At 69.9% G+C, this 19,027-nt stretch carries 19 protein-coding genes and 1 pseudogene; 11 read left to right on the top strand and 9 right to left on the bottom strand.

Features of this window, described 5'->3' with window-relative positions; genetic code table 11:
- A pseudogene (locus AB0J36_RS06565) lies at positions 1 to 688 on the top strand (hypothetical protein); the annotation flags it as partial.
- A gap of 104 nt (positions 689 to 792) precedes the next feature.
- Here the strand turns inward: AB0J36_RS06565 and AB0J36_RS06560 are convergent.
- Positions 793 to 2,232 (bottom strand): GuaB1 family IMP dehydrogenase-related protein, encoded by a 1,440-nt coding sequence (locus AB0J36_RS06560; protein ID WP_357175013.1) that lies wholly within the window; start codon positions 2,230 to 2,232, stop codon positions 793 to 795.
- A gap of 137 nt (positions 2,233 to 2,369) precedes the next feature.
- Positions 2,370 to 4,121: a biotin carboxylase N-terminal domain-containing protein gene (locus AB0J36_RS06555; protein ID WP_363660157.1), complete on the bottom strand. Its 1,752-nt coding sequence runs from the start codon at positions 4,119 to 4,121 to the stop codon at positions 2,370 to 2,372.
- 139 nt (positions 4,122 to 4,260) lie between these two features.
- Between AB0J36_RS06555 and AB0J36_RS06550 the strand changes: the two genes are divergently transcribed.
- From AB0J36_RS06550 to AB0J36_RS06540, 3 genes are all read left to right on the top strand, one after another.
- The gene (locus AB0J36_RS06550) at positions 4,261 to 4,872 is read left to right on the top strand and encodes a PadR family transcriptional regulator (protein ID WP_357130425.1); all 612 of its coding nucleotides are present in this window, start codon (positions 4,261 to 4,263) and stop codon (positions 4,870 to 4,872) included.
- A 152-nt stretch (positions 4,873 to 5,024) separates the two neighbouring features.
- A complete protein-coding gene (locus tag AB0J36_RS06545) occupies positions 5,025 to 5,984 on the top strand; it encodes an ATP-binding cassette domain-containing protein (RefSeq protein ID WP_357130270.1) in 960 nt (319 codons plus the stop codon).
- Between the two features lie 18 nt (positions 5,985 to 6,002).
- A complete protein-coding gene (locus AB0J36_RS06540; RefSeq protein WP_363660156.1) occupies positions 6,003 to 6,758 on the top strand; it encodes an ABC transporter permease in 756 nt (251 codons plus the stop codon).
- Positions 6,759 to 6,886: 128 nt separating this feature from the next.
- On the opposite strand, the gene AB0J36_RS06535 is transcribed toward AB0J36_RS06540, so the two are convergent.
- The 3 genes from AB0J36_RS06535 to mycP form a co-directional block, all read right to left on the bottom strand.
- Entirely contained in the window at positions 6,887 to 7,540 is a 654-nt protein-coding gene (locus tag AB0J36_RS06535) for an O-methyltransferase (RefSeq protein ID WP_357130267.1), read from the bottom strand.
- Positions 7,537 to 8,298: a Maf family protein gene (locus AB0J36_RS06530; protein WP_357395880.1), complete on the bottom strand. Its 762-nt coding sequence runs from the start codon at positions 8,296 to 8,298 to the stop codon at positions 7,537 to 7,539. The genes AB0J36_RS06535 and AB0J36_RS06530 overlap by 4 nt, the downstream gene beginning before the upstream one ends.
- A 209-nt stretch (positions 8,299 to 8,507) precedes the next feature.
- Positions 8,508 to 9,587 carry a type VII secretion-associated serine protease mycosin gene (mycP, locus tag AB0J36_RS06525; RefSeq protein WP_357395883.1) on the bottom strand — a complete coding sequence of 360 codons (1,080 nt, stop codon included), beginning with the start codon at positions 9,585 to 9,587 and terminating at the stop codon, positions 8,508 to 8,510.
- A gap of 1,017 nt (positions 9,588 to 10,604) precedes the next feature.
- On the opposite strand from mycP, the gene AB0J36_RS06520 reads away from it, so the two are divergent.
- Positions 10,605 to 10,742: a hypothetical protein gene (locus AB0J36_RS06520; RefSeq protein ID WP_357130258.1), complete on the top strand. Its 138-nt coding sequence runs from the start codon at positions 10,605 to 10,607 to the stop codon at positions 10,740 to 10,742.
- A gap of 292 nt (positions 10,743 to 11,034) precedes the next feature.
- On the opposite strand, the gene AB0J36_RS06515 is transcribed toward AB0J36_RS06520, so the two are convergent.
- Together AB0J36_RS06515 and AB0J36_RS06510 are read right to left on the bottom strand one after the other, a co-directional pair.
- Positions 11,035 to 11,493 (bottom strand): hypothetical protein, encoded by a 459-nt coding sequence (locus tag AB0J36_RS06515; RefSeq protein ID WP_355048897.1) that lies wholly within the window; start codon positions 11,491 to 11,493, stop codon positions 11,035 to 11,037.
- 89 nt (positions 11,494 to 11,582) lie between these two features.
- Complete coding sequence (locus AB0J36_RS06510; RefSeq protein ID WP_357130254.1) at positions 11,583 to 11,777, bottom strand: acyl-CoA carboxylase subunit epsilon; 195 nt, start codon at positions 11,775 to 11,777, stop codon at positions 11,583 to 11,585.
- A gap of 90 nt (positions 11,778 to 11,867) precedes the next feature.
- On the opposite strand from AB0J36_RS06510, the gene AB0J36_RS06505 reads away from it, so the two are divergent.
- Positions 11,868 to 13,853 (top strand): protein kinase, encoded by a 1,986-nt coding sequence (locus AB0J36_RS06505; RefSeq protein WP_357395888.1) that lies wholly within the window; start codon positions 11,868 to 11,870, stop codon positions 13,851 to 13,853.
- 87 nt (positions 13,854 to 13,940) lie between these two features.
- On the top strand, positions 13,941 to 14,174 hold the full coding sequence (locus AB0J36_RS06500; protein WP_141907885.1) for a hypothetical protein: 234 nt from the start codon (positions 13,941 to 13,943) through the stop codon (positions 14,172 to 14,174).
- 82 nt (positions 14,175 to 14,256) lie between these two features.
- Here the strand turns inward: AB0J36_RS06500 and AB0J36_RS06495 are convergent, their stop codons facing one another.
- Positions 14,257 to 15,009, bottom strand: a complete 753-nt coding sequence (locus tag AB0J36_RS06495) for a GH25 family lysozyme (protein ID WP_357130422.1) — start codon at positions 15,007 to 15,009, stop codon at positions 14,257 to 14,259.
- A 125-nt stretch (positions 15,010 to 15,134) separates the two neighbouring features.
- Positions 15,135 to 15,491, bottom strand: coding sequence for a Uma2 family endonuclease (locus AB0J36_RS06490; RefSeq protein ID WP_357395894.1), 357 nt, complete (start codon positions 15,489 to 15,491; stop codon positions 15,135 to 15,137).
- A 151-nt stretch (positions 15,492 to 15,642) separates the two neighbouring features.
- On the opposite strand from AB0J36_RS06490, the gene AB0J36_RS06485 reads away from it, so the two are divergent.
- The 4 genes from AB0J36_RS06485 to AB0J36_RS06470 all read left to right on the top strand — a co-directional run bounded on the left by AB0J36_RS06485 (position 15,643) and on the right by AB0J36_RS06470 (position 18,934).
- Positions 15,643 to 16,386 (top strand): M50 family metallopeptidase, encoded by a 744-nt coding sequence (locus AB0J36_RS06485; RefSeq protein WP_357130244.1) that lies wholly within the window; start codon positions 15,643 to 15,645, stop codon positions 16,384 to 16,386.
- A 148-nt stretch (positions 16,387 to 16,534) separates the two neighbouring features.
- Complete coding sequence (locus tag AB0J36_RS06480) at positions 16,535 to 17,518, top strand: 2-dehydropantoate 2-reductase N-terminal domain-containing protein (protein ID WP_357395897.1); 984 nt, start codon at positions 16,535 to 16,537, stop codon at positions 17,516 to 17,518.
- Positions 17,519 to 17,580: 62 nt separating this feature from the next.
- Entirely contained in the window at positions 17,581 to 18,081 is a 501-nt protein-coding gene (locus AB0J36_RS06475; protein ID WP_357130238.1) for a SigE family RNA polymerase sigma factor, read from the top strand.
- Positions 18,074 to 18,934 carry a hypothetical protein gene (locus AB0J36_RS06470; RefSeq protein WP_357395900.1) on the top strand — a complete coding sequence of 287 codons (861 nt, stop codon included), beginning with the start codon at positions 18,074 to 18,076 and terminating at the stop codon, positions 18,932 to 18,934. Before AB0J36_RS06475 ends, AB0J36_RS06470 begins: the two co-directional genes overlap by 8 nt.
- Positions 18,935 to 19,027 lie beyond the last annotated feature (93 nt).

Below are 19,027 nucleotides of genomic sequence, written 5' to 3'. Positions count from 1 at the left end.
ACCCGTCGAGGCGCACCAGAACGAACAGGTCATCCACCCGCCACAGCGGCTGCCCGCCCCAGGCAGCCCCGCCCGTTCCTACTCGACGCCCTCCGGGCCGTACACCCACGACGCAGCACCCCCGTACTACGCCGTCGCACCCGCACCAGGGTCAGAGCCGATGTCCCAGAACACCAACCTTTATTCGGTAGCGGCTCAATCATCATTCACACCCCAGGACCCCTACTCGTACCCCTCGCCCGAGGTCAGTCAGTACCCGGCTCAATACGACACGAGCGCGTCCTACGGCGTCAACCAGCCGACCCTTTACGCGCCCAATTACGGGTCCACCTATGCGCCCTCTTACGAGTCCGCCTACGCGCCCACCTATGCGCCCTCTTACGAGTCCAACTACACCCAATACGCCGACAGCGCAGGTCCCGCCTTCAACCCCGCCGGCCCGAGCTACGCCCCCACCGCCGCCACGCCGGCCATCCAGTACGGCAACAGCAATGTCGACCAGCGAGCCATCAGCTACACAACGGCACGGATGGACTCCATGAGCATCACCAGCGCCAGCTGGCACCCCGACGCGGCACGCATTTCCTCATCAGGAGCCCCGACGCACCGCCAGGCCGATTACAGCGTCACCGAAAGCAGATCACCAACTCCTGAACAGCGCCCCAGAAAACAGCGCAAACGCGCTTGACCGTCGAGCCCGGCCATGCCGATCTTGGGGGCAGCCCCGTTGACCCCAAGTGGCGTGTCGTGGCAATGACGTCATGAGCCGCGCGAGCGCGGACCGGTGGGTTCTTACCAGCTGGTGGGGAGGGGCATTCCTTCGGTGTAGCCGGCGGCGCTCTGGACGCCGACTATCGCTCGCTCGTGGAACTGCGTCAGGTTGCGGGCACCGGCGTAGGTGAAGGCGCTGCGTACCCCGGCGATGATCTCGTCGATCAGATCCTCGACGCCGGGGCGGTGCGGATCCAGGTACATCCGGGCCGAGGAGATGCCCTCCTCGAACACGGCCTTGCGAGCCCGGTCGTACGGGCTGTCGTCGGCCGTACGGGCGCTGACCGCCCGCGCCGAGGCCATCCCGAAGCTCTCCTTGTACCGCCGCCCGTCCGGTTCGGTGTAGAGGTCACCGGGGGACTCGTAGGTGCCAGCGAACCAGGAGCCGATCATCACGTTCGACGCGCCGGCGGCGAGCGCGAGCGCCACGTCGCGGGGGTGACGTACACCGCCGTCGGCCCAGACGTGCCGGCCCAGCTGCCGGGCGGCCGTCGAGCAGTCGAGGACGGCGGAGAACTGCGGCCGGCCCACGCCGGTCATCATCCGGGTGGTGCACATCGCGCCCGGGCCGACACCGACCTTGATGATGTCCGCGCCGGCCTCGACCAGGTCGCGTACGCCCTCGGCGGTGACCACGTTGCCGGCCGCCACCGGTACGCCCGGGTCCAGCTTGCGGACCGCCTGCAACGCCGAGATCATCCGGGCCTGGTGGCCGTGCGCGGTGTCCACGACCAGCGTGTCCACCCCGGCTTCGAGTAGCGCGGCGGCCTTGCCGGTGACGTCCCCGTTGATGCCGACCGCCGCCGCGATGCGCAGCCGACCCCGGTCGTCGACGGCCGGCGTGTAGAGGGTGGCTCGCAGTGCGCCCTGTCGGGTGAGCACCCCGACCAGCCGGCCGTGAGCGTCCACCACCGGAGCGAGCCGACGCCGGCCGGCGGAGAGCCTGTCGAAGCCGGTACGCGGGTCCGCGTCGGCCGGCACGGTGTGCAGCTCGGTCGACATGACGTGTCGCAGCTGGGCGAACCGGTCCACTCCCACGGTGTCCGCCTCGGTGACCACGCCCACCGGCCGGCCGCCGTCGTCGACCACGATCACCGCGCCGTGCGACCTCTTGGGCAGCAGGTGGATCGCGTCGCCGACGGTCTCGGTAGGGCCCAGGGTGATGGGCGTGTCGTAGACCAGGTGCCGCTGCTTGACCCAGGAGACGACGTTCGCCACGACCTCGATGGGGATGTCCTGCGGGATCACCGTGATCGCGCCCCGACGGGCTACCGTCTCGGCCATCCGCCGGCCGGCGACCGCCGTCATGTTCGACACCACCAGCGGGATGGTGGTGCCCGTGCCGTCGCCGGTGGACAGGTCCACGTCTAGGCGGGAGCCGAGGTCGGAGCGGGCCGGCGCCATGAAGACGTCGGTGTAGGTCAGGTCGTGCGCGGGGGCCGCGCCGGAAAGAAACCGCACCCGGCCATCATTCCCGCCCATGGCCGCCCGCGCCCACCTCGGTGCGGCAAACCACCCCCACCGAGCCCCGCCCGCCCGGACAAACGTAAGGAAGGGCCCCTTCTTATACACGAGGCGATAACAAGGTGCCCTTCCTTTCAGGAGATGGTGCAGATGGGCGCGCCCGCCGTGATCACGGCACCGACCTCGGCGGCGAGTCCGCTGACCGTACCCGCCTTGTGGGCGTGCAACGGCTGCTCCATTTTCATCGCCTCCAGCACCACCACCAGGTCGCCCTCGGCCACCGTGTCGCCGTCGGCGACCGCGATCTTGACGATGGTGCCCTGCATCGGGGAGGTGAGCGCGTCGCCGCCGACCGGTACGCCGGCCTTGGCCCCACCCCCGCGCCGGGTCGGCTTGCGGGAGGCGGTTGAGGCTGTGGTCGTACTCCCGCCGAAGCCGGCGGGGAGGCTGACCTCGATGCGCTTGCCGCCGACCTCGACCACGACGGTGTCGCGTTCCGCCGGCGCGTCGGCGGTGCCGGCGGCGGCGGCGAACGGCGGCACGGTGTTGTGGAACTCGGTCTCGATCCACCGGGTGTGCACGGTGAACGGCTCGGCGGTGAACGCCTCGTCCCGCACGACGAGCCGGTGGAACGGCAGCGCGGTGGCCATGCCGTCGACGACCATCTCGTCGAGGGCGCGGCGGGCGCGCTCCAGCGCCTCGGTGCGCGTCTCACCGACGATGATCACCTTGGCGAGCAGCGAGTCGAAGTTGCCGCCGATCACGTCGCCGGCCGAGATGCCGGTGTCGACCCGCACGCCCGGGCCGCTGGGCAGGCGCAGCGCCGTGACCGTGCCGGGCGCGGGGAGGAAGTTGCGGCCCGGGTCCTCGCCGTTGATCCGGAACTCGATGGCGTGCCCGCGCGGCGTCGGGTCCTCGGTGATCCGCAGCTTCTCGCCGTCGGCGATCCGGAACTGCTCGCGGACCAGGTCGATGCCGGCGGTCTCCTCGGTGACCGGGTGCTCGACCTGGAGTCGCGTGTTGACCTCCAGGAAGGAGATGGTGCCGTCCTTGCCGACCAGGTATTCCACGGTGCCGGCGCCGTGGTAGCCGGCCTCGCGGCAGATCGCCTTGGCGCTGGAGTGGATCTGGGCGCGCTGGGCGTCGGTGAGGAACGGCGCGGGAGCCTCCTCCACGAGCTTCTGGTGCCGGCGCTGCAACGAGCAGTCCCGGGTGCCCACCACGATCACGTTGCCGTGCTGGTCGGCGAGGACCTGCGCCTCGACGTGGCGGGGCTGGTCCAGGTAGCGCTCGACGAAGCACTCGCCCCGACCGAACGCCGCGACGGCCTCGCGGGTGGCCGACTCGAAGAGCTGCGGGATCTCCTCCATGGTGCGGGCGACCTTGAGGCCCCGACCGCCGCCGCCGAAGGCCGCCTTGATGGCGACCGGCAGGCCGTGGTCGACGGCGAACGCCATCACCTCGTCCGGGCTGTCCACCGGGTCCGGGGTGCCGGGGACCAACGGCGCGCCGGCGCGCTGGGCGATGTGCCGGGCGGTCACCTTGTCGCCCAGGTCGCGGATCGCCTGCGGGGTCGGACCGATCCAGGTCAGCCCGGCGTCGATGACGGCCTGGGCGAAATCGGCGTTCTCACTGAGGAAGCCGTAGCCCGGGTGCACGGCGTCGGCGTCGGCCCGGGCGGCGACCTCAAGCAGCTTGTCGATGCGCAGGTACGTGTCGGTCGCGCTGTCTCCGCCGAGCGCGTACGCCTCGTCCGCGAGCGTGGCGTGCAGGGCGTCGCGGTCGGAGTCCGCGTACACGGCGACGCTGCCCAGGCCGGCGTCACGACAGGCGCGGATGACCCGGACGGCGATCTCGCCGCGGTTGGCGATCAGTACCTTGCGCACCTTCGTGGCTCCTCCCGGCAGGTTACTGACGGGGAGTGTATCGGCCGCCCCGGGCGGCCCCTAACGATCGCTCAGTGTGGGATGGGGCACTGGTTTAGTCAAACTTGGCTATTACGCTTGTCTGGTGTCTGCGACTCGAATGATGATCCTCGGCCTGGTGCGGTGGATGCAGCCCGTGCACGGCTACGACGTGCGCCGCGAGCTGCTGAGCTGGAGCGCCGACAAGTGGGCGAACGTGCAGCCCGGCTCGATCTACCACGCGCTGCGCAAGCTCACCGAGGAGGGGCTGCTGCGGGCCGTCGCCACCGAGCAGGTCGGCGCCCGTCCGGCGCGTACGACCTACGAGGTCACCCCGAAGGGGGACGACGAGTTCGAGACCCTGCTGCGCAACTTCTGGTGGAACTTCACCGAACCCGTCGACCCCTTCACCGCGGCCTTCTCGTTCCTGCCCGCGATGCCCCGGTCCGAGGCGGCGGCGGCGCTGCGCAACCGGGCCAACCTGCTGCGGGCCGGCATGGAGTCGATGCGCGCCTCGCTTCAGTCGGACTGGGTGCGTAACACCAAGCCGGTGCACGTCAGTTGGATGTTCGAGCTGTGGTCGGCGCGGGCGGAGGCGGAGCTCGGCTGGTGTGAGCGCATCGCGGAGCGGATCGAGTCCGGTGTGTCGTACCTGCCTGCTGAACTGGCGGACGCCGAGGGTTGGTCGGGCCCACGGGAGGGCGAGGAGCGGTTCAATCGCAACGCGAAATAATCAACGTTGACTACAAGCGCTATATCGCGTTAGCCTGCTGTCGGCACAGCGGGGGAGTGCGCCGTCCGGCGTCGTCCCACTCGACGGCCGGCCCACCGGTCCGACCGACACATGACGGCCGGCGCGGCCGGCCCGACCGACCAGGAGCAGAAATGATCGAGACCAGGGGGCTGCGGAAGTCGTTCCGCTCCCGCGCGGGTCGAGAGACGAAGACGGTGGACGCCGTGCGCGGCGTCAACCTCGAGGTCGCCGAGGGCGAGATCTTCGGCTTCCTCGGCCCGAACGGCGCCGGCAAGACCACCACGCTGCGGATGCTCGCCACGCTGATCGAGCCCGACGGCGGCGAGGCCACCATCGCCGGGGCGGACCTCCGCAAGGACCCGGCGGAGGTCCGCCGCCGGATCGGGTACGTGCCGCAGGGCGGCAGCACCTGGGACGAGTCGACCGCCCGCGAGGAACTGGTCCTGCACGCCCGGATGTACGGCATCGGCAAGGCCGACGCGCAGCAGCGCGCCGTCCGCGCCCTGGAGGCTTTCCAGCTCACCGAGTACGCCGACCGCAAGTGCAAGACCTACTCCGGTGGCCAGCGTCGACGGGTCGAGATCGCGCTCGGCATCATCCACGAGCCGAAGATCGTCTTCCTGGACGAGCCGACCACCGGCCTCGACCCGCAGAGCCGCGCCCACATGTGGGACGAGATCCGGCGACTGCGCAGCGACGGGATGACCGTCTTCATCACCACGCACTACCTGGACGAGGCCGACGCACTCTGCGACCGCATCGCGATCATGGACAACGGCGAGGTCGTCGCCGAGGGCACACCGGCCGAACTCAAGCGGGAGATCTCCGGCGACGTGGTGCTCGTCGGCCTCGACGTGGCCGCCACCCCGCAGGCGGCGAAGGCGCTGGACGGCGAGCCGTACGTCAACAAGCTGGAGACCGTCGACGAGGGTGGCCTGCGCCTCTACGTCGACGAGGGCGCCACCGCCATTCCCCAGGTGCTACGCCGCCTCGACCAGGCCGGGCTCGAGCTGCGCTCGATCGAGCTGCATCGGCCCAGCCTGGACGACGTCTTCCTGACCAAGACCGGCCGCTCGCTGCGCGAGTCCTGACCCCCGGAGAGACGACTCATGAAATTCGCCCGCGACACGTGGCTGATCTTCCAGCGGCAGATCCAGCTCCTGCTGCGCAACCCGGTCTGGGTCTTCGTCGGCGTGTTCCAGCCGGTGATGTACCTGCTGCTCTTCGCCCCCCTGCTCAAGCCGGCCCTGAACGCGCCCACCCAGGCCGCCGCCTACAAGATCTTCGTACCCGGCCTGCTGGTGCTGCTGGCCATCTTCGGCGGCCTGTTCCAGGGCTTTGGCCTGATCGCCGAACTGCGGGCCGGCGTCATCGAACGCTCCCGGGTCACCCCGATCAGCCGCCTGGCACTGCTGCTCGGGCGCTCCCTGCGCGACGTGGTCTCACTCGTCGTGCAGGCCGTCATCATCACCCTGCTGGCGCTCCTGTTCGACCTGCGGGTCTTCATCGGTGACCTCCTGCTGGCGTACCTGATGCTCGCCCTCATCGCGCTCATGACCTCGGCCGTCTCCTACGGCGTCGCGCTCAAGGTCAAGAGCGAGGACGCGCTGGCCCCGCTGATGAACACCGTGGCGCAGCCGGTGCTGCTGCTCTCCGGCATCCTGCTGCCGCTGACCTTCGCTCCCGGCTGGTTGCAGGGCATTGCCGACTGGAACCCGTTCTCCTGGGCGGTCGACGGCACCCGGGCGCTGTTCGCCGGTGACCTGGGCAGCGACAAGGTCTGGCAGGGCCTGACCATTACCGCGGTCCTCGCCGCGCTAGGCGTCTTCTGGGCCGCCCGCCAGTTCACCCGCAGCGTCCGCTGACGCTCGCCCCGGGGCCGGCCTGGCCCCGGGGCGAGCCCGGCTTGATCGACTCGGGTTCCTGGAAGTTGGGGTGTCTTACCGCCGGGGATGCCGCGATTTCCAGGAACCCGAGTGGTTCAGAGCGCCGCTCAGCGCACCCGGGCGAGGGTGAGGCCGTCGGCGATGGGCAGCATCACCGGGTCGACCCGTACGTCGGCCAGCACCTCGTCGTTGAACGCCGCGATCGCCCGGTCGTTGACATCCTGCGGCGCGATCACCCGCCCGCCGCGCAGCACGTTGTCGACGGCGATCACCCCGCCCGGCCGCATTCGCGGCACCAGCTCGGCCCAGTAGACCGGATACCCGGTTTTGTCGGCGTCGATGAACGCGAAGTCCAGGTGGCGCTCCTGCGGCAGCTCCCGCAGCGTGTCGCCGGCCGGGCCGATCCGCAGGTCGATGCGGTCCTGCACCCCGGCGCGGGACCAGTAACGCCGGGCGATCCCGGTGTACTCCTCGGAGATGTCGAAGCAGGTCAGCCGCCCTCCCTCGGGCAACCCCCGGGCGATGGCCAGCGCCGACAGGCCGGTGAACGTGCCGACCTCGACGGCCTGCCGTACGTCGAGCAGCCGGGTCAGGAACGTCAGGAACGCGGCCTGCTCCGGCGCCACCTGCATGCTGGCGTGCTCCGGCAGCAGCGAGCGGGTCTCCTCGGCCAGATCTCGAATGATCTCGTCCGGCGGTGCGCCGTGCGCAACCAGGTAGGCGTGCAACTCGTCGGTGAGCGGGATCGACTTCGTGGTCATGAATGGACGTTACCGAGCGGCTCGACCGTTTGGCCGCCCGGCGCGACCTTTGTCCACAGGTCCGTGATCTCCAGACCCAGTTCCGCCAGTAGCCGACGCAGCAACGGCATCGACAACCCGACGACGGTCCCCGGGTCACCCTCGATCCGCTCCACGAACGGCCCACCCAACCCGTCGATCGTGAACGCGCCCGCCACCGCCAACGGCTCGCCCGTGGCGACGTACGCGGCGATCTCGTCGTCACTGATGTCGGCAAAGTGGACGACCGTCGAGGCGACCGCCTCCGCCCGCCGCCCGGCGACACTGTCGATCAGGCAGTGTCCGCTGTGCAGGACCCCACTGCGCCCCCGCATCCGCAACCAACGACGGGTCGCGTCCGCCGCGTCGGCCGGCTTGCCAAGAATCTCCCCGTCGAACTCGAGCACCGAGTCACACCCGATGACCAGGGTGCGCTGACGGGCTGTGTCCGTGCTGGTGCTGTTGGCGGCGTCCGTGCTGGCGCTGGTGCTGTTGGTGGTGTCTTTGGCGTTGGTGGTTGAGCTGTTCGCCGTGGCGGTCGGATTCAGCCGGGCGAGCACCGCCTCGGCCTTGAGTCGGGCCAACTCGAGGCAGAGATCCTCAGCGCGATCGGTCACCACCAGGGATTCGTCCACCCCACTGACCAGCACGTCCGGGTCGATGCCGGCGGCCCGAAGCGACTTTCGGCGAGCAGGACTGGCAGAGGCCAGCACGAGGCGGAGCGGCAGAGTGTCAGACACCGGCCCGACGTTACCGGCCCGCCACGCCCGACACCCGTTCCCGGCCCTCAGCGCCGCGCCGCGTCCTTGATCGACTCCCGATCGCCGATATCGCGCCATCAAGGACGCCCGCCGCCGTGATCCACTCGGCTTCCAGCAAACCGCGGCATCCCAAGCCACCAGACACCCCAACCTCAAGGAACCCGAGTCGATCGAGGCGCCGGGCACGCCTAGCGGCTGATTCTGGGCGGCGGATCATCACCGCGCCGCCGACGCCGTGCCACGACGGCCCACCCAACCCCAACGGCGACGATCACGCCAAGGGTGGCAAGGCCCCGAACCGCCGAGCCGTCATCCTCGTCCGGCCGAGCATCGGCCGCCGTGGTCGGGCCACCGCCGGCGGGCGCGCTCACCGATTCAAAACCTAGCGGGGGTACGTCTGCCGTTAGCGCCGCGACAAGATCGATAACGCCGTACCCGTACTCGTCGTCCCGGCCAGGCGGGCCTTTGTCGATGGCCGTTGCCGTAAGCCGGTGGGCCACTTCCTGCGCCGGCAGGTAGGGATACTTCGACCTGATCAACGCCGCCGCCCCGGCCACAATCGCCGTTGCGTCAGAGGTGCCGGTGCCCTTGCGATACTTGCCGTCGACGCTCGTGCTGTAAATGTCAACCGCCGGCGCCACTACATCGACTTCTGGTCCGCCGACCGAAAAGCTGGCAGAATGCCCCTGTTGATCCACGCCCCCAACAGCGATAACTCCTGGATAAGCCGCAGGATAACCGATAACCGTGTCGCGAGGTTTGTTGCCTGCCCCGGCCACAATTACTACGTCTGCCTGTATCGCTGCCGCGACGGCGCGTCGAAGCTTGGAATTCGGCCCCGCTGCGGAGGAGATACTGATTATATCGGCTCCTTCGCTGACAGCGAATTCAATCCCGGCAGCCAGGCTGTCGCTATCGCCATCTTCGTTGCTGCGACTTGTTCGGATCGGCAAAATTTTAGCCTCGGGAGCAATCCCAAGGGCGCCCGTGTTATTAGATAGGCCGTGCGCAGCCACCAAGCCGGCCATTCCAGTGCCGTGGCCGGTTTCGTCTTCCCGGCCATCGCCGTCGGCAACAACATCGGCTCCCGCTAATAGATTGCCCTGCAGATCCGGATGGGGTTCGATTCCTGTATCCGGTATAGCCACGATCACATTTCTGCCACGGCTGACCGTGTGTGCCTCAGTGACCTTGAGAAAGGTTAGATGCCACTGGTCGCCACGTATGCGGTCCGAGCCTCCGAGCGTCAGTATCTCAGCGTGATTCAACGCGTATAAGGGTGCTGCGAGTAGGCCTAGAGCAGCTATTGCCGTCCCAAAACTATGGAGAGTCAACGACCGAAACCAATAGCAGGACCGGGATCGATGGGACCCTTCTCGTCGGGTGGTCGAACAACCGGTGCGACCCCCTCAGCGGTTTTCCATGGATTATCTGGATCCCAGTCACTCACCTGTTCATCGGTCTTGACGGGTGTGGCGGGCCGCAGCGTTGAGTAACTGCTTGGGGTGCCGCCGGCACCACCGTTGCCAGTGCTGATGCTAAATGGTGTTACCCCGTTTGAGGCGCCTGTGCCGCGCCCGCCGCCCGGACGAGAGCCAGCACCACCTGTCGGCCCGGTTCCGGCACCCCCTCCACCGATCACTCCACCAACTGGGTTGATCCTTCGTGGCGAGGCGGCATTGGTTCCGGGCTGCCCGATTCCGGCTCCAGGCATTCCCCCGATCAGGCCCCCGGGTGGCATTGGGTGAGGCTGTATTGACGGATTTCCCCTCAACCCTGCTCCGGCGTCCAAGCGGTTATTCGTTCTTGGTGACGAGGGGGCGCCAGAGGTTGGACCGTGTGTAGGGATAATGGGCGGCATCGGGGTTGCTCCGATGCTAGGTGTTGAGTTAATTGATGGTAATACCGTCAGGCTGGTCGGCGGGGCTGGACTTGAAGGGCCAGGGACAATGGTGCCGCCTATCCCGCCAAGTACAGGTCCGATGCCAGAGGTCGAGGCTTTCCCGGCAGGGCCCCCGGCAGTGGAGCCCGGGCTGGGAATGGGTGACGGTGGAGGTGGAACCGGCACTATCGGAGGAATGACTGGAGCGGCGGAGGGTCCGCCATACACATCTGCGTCGCTATGGTCAATGACCGGATTAATCCTAGGGCTGGGTGGGGGTTTTTGGAGGGTGGCTTGGGCTTGTTGTAGTTCGCCACTGAGGTTGAACATCATTGCCCGCGCCTGCACGTTCAGCCGTTCCAGGTCGCTATCTGTCACGGGCGCGTCCACGACCCGATTGCCCATGACCGCCTTGGGGTCGGCGGCGGTGGCCTCGTACGCCCGCTTCTGTTGGAGCTTTGTCGCGTACTCCTCGTGGAGCTTGCGCAGCTCGGCGCGGGTGGTGCCGATGGCCTGGGTGGCGGCGGACAGCGCGGTGTAGTTGGCGGCGGCGGCGTCGTGGGTGTGTCGCACCTTGGCGATCAGGTCGTCGAGTTGGGCGAGGTACGTGCCGGAGGCGGCGCTGGTTTCGGGGGGCCATGCCTCGGCGAGGCCCCGCCGGTACTCCTGAAGTCGGCCGAGGTGGATCTGGGCGAGGTCGCAGACCTTGCGCCAGCCGGCGACCTGTTTCCAGTGGTTGGTGGTGTCGTGGTCCTGGAGGCACGCCCACATGCTGTTGAGGTCCATCAGGTGCCAGTCGGTCTGGCTTGAGGTGCGGCCGCCACCACGCTCGATCACGGGAGGACCACCGGCCTTTCGCTGTCGGGGCCGGTGGGGTCGCTCAGCGTCGGCGTCCGGCTGCCGGGCAGGACGGTTCCCGGGTCGGCGAGGGCGTGTTGGACGTCCACGGCGCGGGCGGCGGAGAAGGCGTCGCTGTCGGCGTACTGGGTGGCGACGCGGTCGGCGACGGCGGCAAGGTGGCCGGTGGCGCCGCGGACGGCGTACACCATGTCGGTCGTGGCCTGCTGCGTCTCGTGGTGGGCGTGCAGGAAGGTGACCAGTTCGACGAACGCGTCGCAGGGGTTGGGCACCTTCGCGGACATGTCTTCGGCGATGTACGGCAGGTGGGGCGCGTAGTTGCTCTCGACCTCGGCGGCGAGCCGGTCGGCGAACTCGCGGAGTTGACGGATGTCGGCCTCGATGCCGCCGTAGCCGTGCAGCCAGGGCGCCGGTTGGTCCTCTTCGGGGATCATCGACCCTCCCTGTCCGTCACCGCACCGTTTCCCTCAGTGAGGTTAACGGCTACGCGCCATCCTGGCAGCCCCCGGAATGGGAACCGGGGTCAGCGAGGCAGACCGGAGGCCCGCCAGGTGTCGGGGCGGGCGGGCCGGCCGCTGCGCGCCCAGGCGGACGTGGCCGTCGGCGCGGGTGCGGTAGCCGGTCGGGACCGCACGATGATCGCCCCGACCAGGGCGGCCAATTCCTCGGCGGTGGGCACGCCGCGGACGACCCGGAACAGCGGCTCTTCGGCAGGCATGCCGCCAGGGTACGCGGCCCGAAGTCACGTCACACGCACAGTGGCGTGCCGGCGGTGTGACCGTCGGCGGGTCCGGGTACCGTCTCAGCGATGTCGAACGCGCTTCCCCAACTCGTCGCTGACCGATACCGGCTTCTGTCGCCGCTCGGCCAGGGTGGCATGGGTCGGGTGTGGAAGGCGCGCGACGAGGTGTTGCACCGGGACGTCGCCATCAAGGAGTTGGTGCCGCCGCCCGGCCTCACCGACGAGGAACGCCGCGAGATGCGGGAGCGGTCGCTGCGCGAGGCGCGGGCCATCGCCCGGCTCAACCACGTCAACGTGGTACGCATCTTCGACGTCCTGCGGACCGACGGCGACCCGTGGATCGTCATGGAGTACGTGGCGTCGAGGTCGTTGCAGGACACCCTCGCCGAGGACGGGCCGGTGTCGGTGGCCCGCACGATCGAGATCGGCCTGGGCGTGCTGGGCGCGCTGAACGCGGCGCACAAGGCGGGCGTCATGCACCGCGACGTCAAGCCGGGCAACGTGCTGCTGGGCGAGGACGGCCGGGTGGTGTTGACCGATTTCGGCCTCGCCACGATCCCCGGTGACCCGAACGTCACCCGTACCGGCATGGTGCTCGGTTCGCCCGCGTACATCTCGCCGGAGCGGGCCCGGGAGGGCACCGCCGGCCCAGAGGCCGACCTGTGGTCGCTGGGCGCGACGCTCTACGCGGCGGTGGAGGGCAAGTCGCCGTACGCGCGGCCGTCCGCGATCGCCACGCTCGCCGCGCTGGCCACCGAGCCGATGCCGCCGCCGAAGAACGCCGGCCCGCTCAAGGCGGTGCTCACCGGGCTGCTCCAGAAGGACCCGAACGAGCGGATCACCGCGGAGGTGGCCGAGCGGCTGCTGCGCCGCGCCGGGGGCAAGCGGGCGCGCGGGATCTCACTGCTCGATGGCGTACGCCGGCCGGGGCCGAACGGTCCACGGGAGCCGCGCCCGCCGCTCGTACCGGCACCACGGCCGGCCGAGGAGGTCGCCGATCGTTCGGTGTCGCCACCGGCTCCGCGTACCCCGCCGCCGGTAGCCGCCGCCGCGGCCGGGCCGGCGGTGGCCGACGCGACGCCGACGGAGGTCGTGCCGGCCGGCGCGGACGCCGAGCCGACGGCAACGGTGCCGGCCGAACCGACGGCGAAGATCGACCGCCCGTCCGAGGCTGAGCCGACCGCGACGGTGCCGGCCGCCGACGACAAACCCGATGACGGTACGACGGCAGGCGACGACGAGCCGACGGCCGTCGACGGTCCGCCGGTGGCGCCGGAGCAGCGCAAGCCCTCGACGCCCACGTCGGTGATGCCGCCGGTGGGTCCGGCCGGGCGCGCGGCGGTGCCGGTGTTCGACGGTACGAAGTCGAACAACACGCGCCGGAACGTGCTGATCGGTGCGCTGGTGGCCCTGCTGCTGGTCGGCCTCGTGGTGATCGTGCCCATGCTGACCAACGGCGACGACACCGAGAGCCCGCAGGCCGGCCCGACGACCGGGGCGGCCGCGACGTCGGCGCCAGCGCAGTCCTCCGCTCCGGCGGCGCCTCCGCCCACCACGGGCGCACCGAGTGCGACGCCCTCGGCCACGCCGTCGGCCGACCCGAACGCGCTGCCGGCCGGCTGGAAGCTGTACGAGGGGCCGACCTTCTCCATCCCGCTCCCACCCGGCTGGAGCGGCGGTCAGACCGGCTCGGACACGGCCATCTTCAACCAGTCCGGCGGGCCCGGCAAGATGCTGGTCCAGTGGACTCCCACCCCGCTGAAGGACGCGGTCGCCGACTGGAAGGAAAAGGAACCGTACCGCCGGAATCTGGTCACCAACTACCAGTTGGTGGGCAGCATCAAGGCCTGCGACTGGTACCGGACCTGCGCCGACTGGGAGTGGCTGGAGACCCGGAACAACACCCGCGTCCACGTGCGCAACCGGGGCTTCGTAACCGCCAGCAACCGGGGTTACGCCATCCGGTGGGAGATCGCGGAGAAGGACTGGCAGGCCAACCTCGCCAACTTCGACCAGATCGTCAAGGGCTTCAAGCCCGACCGGGTCAACTGACCGGCGTTCCGCACCTGCACGAACCTCTCTCGCATGTTCTTGCGTCGTTCGGGGTATCTGATCTCCAACGACGGAGGGAGGTGCGACATGGGTTACCGATACAGGAACGCCCGGCCCCGGCTGGCACTGTGGATGCTCGTCGCACTCGGGGATGTGGCACTGCTGCTGATCAGCGTTGGGCTTCCGGTACTCGTCGCGCTGTTCGGCGTCGTCGCCATCGCCGTTGGTGCGGTGGGCGTCCGGCGGCTCAGCCGGCGGGATGCGGTCGTCCGCGAGGACGCTCCGGTGATGGTGCCGGCGATGAGCCGACGGCGGGCCTGACCCGTAACCGGTGGTGTGGCGGCAGCCGGACCGATTGTGCACCGTGAGGTGATAGTCGATCCCGCTGCCGCCAACCGCCCGATCAGGTGTTGTTCGCGAGGGCGATGAGGCGGCTCCGGTCGCCGTTCCAGTAGTTGCGGTCCACGTTGCCGCTGATCCCGGAGACGGCGCCGCTGCTGGTGTACTGCCAGAAGCTCCACACCGGCGCACCGGCCGGCAGGGCGCCGGGGGTGCTCGACCAGCGGGCGAGCCAGAGCGGGTGGTTGGCCCACGGGCCGGTCCAGCTGCCGGTGCACTGGTTCCACCAGCTCGTGGTGGTGTAGATGACCGCGTACCGGCCGGTGCGCGAGCGGTAGGTGTTCAGGAAGTCCTGCACCCAGTTGCGCATCCCGGTGGTGCTGAGCCCGTAGCAGTAGCCGCCGCTGTACGGGTTCGCCTCGATGTCCAGCGCGGCCGGCAGGGTGCGGCTGTCCGCCGACCACGCGCCACCGTTGGAGGCCAGGTAGTTGGCCTGGGTCGAGCCGGCGGAGATGTTGGGCCGGGCGAAGTGGTACGCCCCGCGGATCACCCCGGCGTTGTAGGCGTTGACGTAGTTCGCGTTGAAGGCGGAGTCCTTGACGCTGGTGCCCTCGGTCGCCTTGATGAAGGCGAACTCGATGCCCGCGTTCCGGACGCTGGTCCAGTTGATGCTGCCCTGGTAGTGGGACACGTCGACGCCGGCGGTGGTGGCCGCCGCCGCTGGGCCGGCGGTCGCGACCAGGGTCGCCGCCGCGGTGGCGAGGACGGTGAGGCCGGCGGCGAGCGCGCGGCGCAGCGATGATCGGGTACGGGCCATGAGTGCCTCCAGGGACGCCGGTCTATTGACGCCCATCTTTGGAGTTAAGTGCCCTTGATCGCAATAGCTGTAGAGAAAACTTTCATCGATGGGCTGCGATCGTCCGGTGGCGGGAGTCGAACGGATCAGCGCAGCGTGGCCGGGTCGAGCTGCCAGCGGAACGGCTTCGTGATGCTCAACGTCTCGCCGGCCTTGGCGACCTGATCCTCGATGTAGTGCTCGCCGTCGAGCCGGTACAGACGCAGCGAATGACCGTCACCGTCCTGCTCGACCAGCAGGTACCAGGGGATTCGCGCGATCGCGTAGAGCTGCATCTTGACCAGGCGGTCAGCGGCAGCGTTGCCCGGCGAGACGATCTCGCCGACGAGGGTCACCCGCTCGGCGTCCAGAAAGGCGCCGTCGTCGTCGATGTCGGTCACGACGAGATCCGGAATGACGACCCGGTCGACGTCGAGCCGGACGTTGATCGCCTCATAGACCAACAGACCGCCAGGATCAGCCCGACGTGGTGTCCCAGGGGTTCCGCGCTCATCGGCCCGCACCTCCCGCTTCACTCGCCACCCGATCAGTCTCACAGGATACGAGCCGGTGCCTCGGCAGCGACCCGGAACGCCGCCGGTAGGCTCGCGCCCCATGATGTCGATCGACGGACTGGGCGAGATGTGGGACACGCTGTTCGGCGCGCAGCCGGACCCGCCCCCGTTGCTGGTGTTGATCACCGCGGCCGTCGCGCTGGTGGTGGTGTCCACCCGGCTGCCCTGGCGGATCGCTCGCAACGCCATCACCATCGCCCACGAGGGCGGGCACGCGCTCGTCGCTCTGCTCACCGGTCGCAAGCTGCGTGGCATCCGGCTGCACTCGGACACGTCCGGGCTGACGCTCTCCGCCGGTCGGCCCACCGGACCGGGCATGATCCTGACACTGCTCGCCGGGTACGTCGCCCCGCCGCTGATCGGGTTGGCCGGCGCGTGGCTGCTCGGCGGTAACCGGATCACCCTCCTGCTCTGGGTCGCGGTGGTGCTGCTGCTCGCCATGCTGGTCATGATCCGAAACGCGTTCGGTGTGGTGTCGCTGCTGGTCACCGGGGCGCTGGTGTTCGCCGTCTCCTGGTACGCGACGCCGCAGGTGCAGGCCGCGTTCGCGTACACCGGGGTGTGGTTCCTGCTGCTCGGCGGGGTGCGGCCGGTGGTGGAGCTGCAACGCCTGCGCGCGCGTGGCCGGATGCCCGCCTCCGACGCCGACCAGCTCGCCGGGCTGACCCCGTTCCCGGCATTCTTCTGGGTCACGTTCTTCGCCCTGGTCAACCTGGTCGCCCTAATAGCCGGCGCCCTGCTGCTAGCTGGCCCCATCCTCACCGACGCCGGCCTAACCCTCTGACACCGGCCCCGTCCCCGGCCCCCTCCCCGGCCCTCTCCCCGTCGATCATGGAGTTGTGGTGGGCCACCAAAGCCGCAATCCTTATGCATTCGGGCACCATGACTCCATGATCGACGGGGTGCCGCGGGGCGGCGGGCAGAATGGGCCCATGCGATACGTGATCATCGGGGCGGGCGCGGTTGGCGGGACCATCGGCGTACGGCTGGCGCAGGCCGACCGGGACGTGACCCTGGTGGCCCGAGGCGCGCACCTGGACGCGATCCGGGAGCGCGGCCTGACGCTGCGGCAGCCCGACGGCGACGTGACCGCCCGGCTCGCCGCCATCGACGGCCCGGGTGACCGGCTGCTGCCCGCCGACACGGTGCTGGTGCTGACCGTCAAGTCGCAGGACACCGAGGCGGCGCTGGCGACGTGGGTGGACGCTCCCGTCGCCGGCGGCGGGACGGCCGGCGAGCGACTGCCGCTGGTCACCGCGCAGAACGGGGTGGCGAACGAGCGGGCCGCCCTGCGGCTCTTCGCCGACGTGCATCCGGTCTGCGTCTGGCTGCCGGCCACCCACCTGGATCCGGGCGTGGTGGTGGCGAACGGACATCCGCACCCCGGGATGCTCCACATCGGCCGCTATCCGGGCGGCGCCGACGACACCGACCGGGCGATCGCCGCCGACCTGACCGCCGCCGGTTTCGTCGCGCCGGTCCGCGAGGACGTACTGAGCTGGAAGTACGGCAAGCTGCTCAGCAACCTCGGCAACGGCCTTCAGGCGCTGCTCGGGGAGGACATCCCGGACGCCCTCGTCGAACGGGTACGCGCCGAGGGCGTCGCCGCGCTCGCCGCCGCCCGCATCCCGCACACCTCCCCGGCCCAGGAGCGGGCCGAGCGCGGCGACCTGGTCCAGCAGCGCCCGGTCGGGGGCGCCGACCGGTCCGGCGGCTCCACCTGGCAGAGCCTCGCCCGGGGCACCGGCTCGACCGAGGTCGACCACCTCAACGGGGAGATCGCGCTACTCGGCCGGCTGCACGGCGTACCGACGCCAGCGAACGTGGCTGTGCAGCGGGCGGTACGGCGGGCCAGCCGGGAGAGGATCGCGGCCGGCGCGTTCCCGCTCGCCGAGCTGGAGAAGATGATCGCCTGAACCGGGCAACCGGAGGCCCCGCACGGCGCGTGTTCCCTGCGACCGACACGGGGAGGTAACGGGTGCCGGACGTCGACGGGTTCGACGAGTTCTACCGGGGGAGCCGACAAAGGCTGCTCGGTTTCGTCTACGCCCTCACCGGCGACCGGGTCGAGGCCCAGGACGCGGTGCAGGAGGCGTACATCCGGGCCTGGCAGCGGTGGTCGACGATCAGCGGGTACGACGACCCGGAGGCGTGGGTACGGGTGGTGGCCAGCCGCATCGCCGTCAGCCGGTGGCGCAGCCTGCGTAGTCGCGCCCGCGCGTACCTGCGGCACGGGGCGACCGAGACCGTCCCCGGGCCGGGCACCGACACCGTCGAGGTGGTCGCCGCCCTGCGCCGGCTGCCCGAGGAGCAGCGCGTCGCCATTGCCCTGTACTACCTGGTCGGCATGCCGGTCGCCGAGGTGGCGCGGGAGACCGCTGCCCCGGTCGGCACCGTCAAGGCCCGTCTCTCCCGGGGGCGTACCGCGCTCGCCGGCCTGCTCGCCGTCTCTGACCTGGAGGAGGCCACCGATGCGTGACGACCCGACGTTCGTCGAACAGATCCAGCGGGAGCTGCGGGACGTGCGCTGGCCTGCCCCGGAGGAGATCCGCGGCAGAGCCCGTCGCCGCAGCCAGCGCAGGATCGTGGTGGCCGGCGTCGTACTGGCTCTCGCCGGGGTCTCTGCCGTGGCGGTCGCCGCCCCGAGGACGTCTCCGCCGCCGTCCCCGCCGGCCGCCGCCCCCTCCGCCTCGCCGACCCGGCACGAGATCACTACCGACGCCCTGCTGCAGCCGGCCGACCTGTCCCAGCAGGTCGAGGTGCAGCTCAGCCAATCGGGGCTGGGCGAGCCGGTCCTGCTGGATCCCATGCTCGGCGCCTGCCGGACGAGCCAGGGGCGCTCCGATGGCTGGGAGTTTTCCATCGTGTCCCGCTCACAGACGTTGGTGCCCAGACGCGCCGCGCCGATCCTCACCCAATCGGATGGCCTGATCACGCAGGATCTGTTCCGGCTGACCCCGGACGCGGCCATCCAGCTTCTCGCCACGCTGGACGACGTGGTCGCCCCGTGCGCCGAGTGGACCAGCGTTGGCGAGTACAAGGTGGGTGGCGCAACGGGCAGCGGGACGGCGACGCACCGTTGGGCGGTGGTCCAGCGGGGTTTCGCCGGCGACGGGGCCGCGCTGCTGCGGCACACCGGTACGCAGCCCGTCGACCAGAAGACGGGCGAGCCGATCGGTTCGGCGCACCGCCCGGACACCACCGCCGTGGTTCGGGTCGGTGACCTGATCACCGTGCTCAGACTGGGGCAGGCCGGCACCGAGCTGGATCTGCGCCGCCTGGCGGAGGTCGCCGCTCGCCGGATGTGCGCCGCCGCCAACCCGGCCTGCTGACTGCCGGCCGCGCGGCGAAGATCCGCACAACGTCGGCGATGTTGCTGCCTCCCGCCGCCGGGAAGCAGCAGTTTCCCCGAAGTTGCGCGGATC

It is taken from the genome of Micromonospora sp. NPDC049662, from assembly GCF_040675055.1.
GTDB lineage: Bacteria > Actinomycetota > Actinomycetes > Mycobacteriales > Micromonosporaceae > Micromonospora.
Note: the sequence above shows the minus strand (reverse complement) of the source record. Positions and strands in the feature narration are given on the sequence as shown.

What these genes read in the sequence shown, in the direction of transcription:
- AB0J36_RS06495 (WP_357130422.1), bottom strand. Translation starts at nt 15,009, where the DNA reads ATGGCCCGTACCCGATCATCGCTGCGCCGCGCGCTCGCCGCCGGCCTC.
- AB0J36_RS06550 (WP_357130425.1), top strand. Translation starts at nt 4,261, where the DNA reads ATGATGATCCTCGGCCTGGTGCGGTGGATGCAGCCCGTGCACGGCTAC.
- AB0J36_RS06540 (WP_363660156.1), top strand. Translation starts at nt 6,003, where the DNA reads ATGAAATTCGCCCGCGACACGTGGCTGATCTTCCAGCGGCAGATCCAG.
- AB0J36_RS06515 (WP_355048897.1), bottom strand. Translation starts at nt 11,493, where the DNA reads ATGATCCCCGAAGAGGACCAACCGGCGCCCTGGCTGCACGGCTACGGC.
- AB0J36_RS06520 (WP_357130258.1), top strand. Translation starts at nt 10,605, where the DNA reads ATGACCGCCTTGGGGTCGGCGGCGGTGGCCTCGTACGCCCGCTTCTGT.
- AB0J36_RS06510 (WP_357130254.1), bottom strand. Translation starts at nt 11,777, where the DNA reads ATGCCTGCCGAAGAGCCGCTGTTCCGGGTCGTCCGCGGCGTGCCCACC.
- AB0J36_RS06545 (WP_357130270.1), top strand. Translation starts at nt 5,025, where the DNA reads ATGATCGAGACCAGGGGGCTGCGGAAGTCGTTCCGCTCCCGCGCGGGT.
- AB0J36_RS06505 (WP_357395888.1), top strand. Translation starts at nt 11,868, where the DNA reads ATGTCGAACGCGCTTCCCCAACTCGTCGCTGACCGATACCGGCTTCTG.
- AB0J36_RS06485 (WP_357130244.1), top strand. Translation starts at nt 15,643, where the DNA reads ATGATGTCGATCGACGGACTGGGCGAGATGTGGGACACGCTGTTCGGC.
- AB0J36_RS06470 (WP_357395900.1), top strand. Translation starts at nt 18,074, where the DNA reads ATGCGTGACGACCCGACGTTCGTCGAACAGATCCAGCGGGAGCTGCGG.
- AB0J36_RS06500 (WP_141907885.1), top strand. Translation starts at nt 13,941, where the DNA reads ATGGGTTACCGATACAGGAACGCCCGGCCCCGGCTGGCACTGTGGATG.
- AB0J36_RS06535 (WP_357130267.1), bottom strand. Translation starts at nt 7,540, where the DNA reads ATGACCACGAAGTCGATCCCGCTCACCGACGAGTTGCACGCCTACCTG.
- AB0J36_RS06480 (WP_357395897.1), top strand. Translation starts at nt 16,535, where the DNA reads ATGCGATACGTGATCATCGGGGCGGGCGCGGTTGGCGGGACCATCGGC.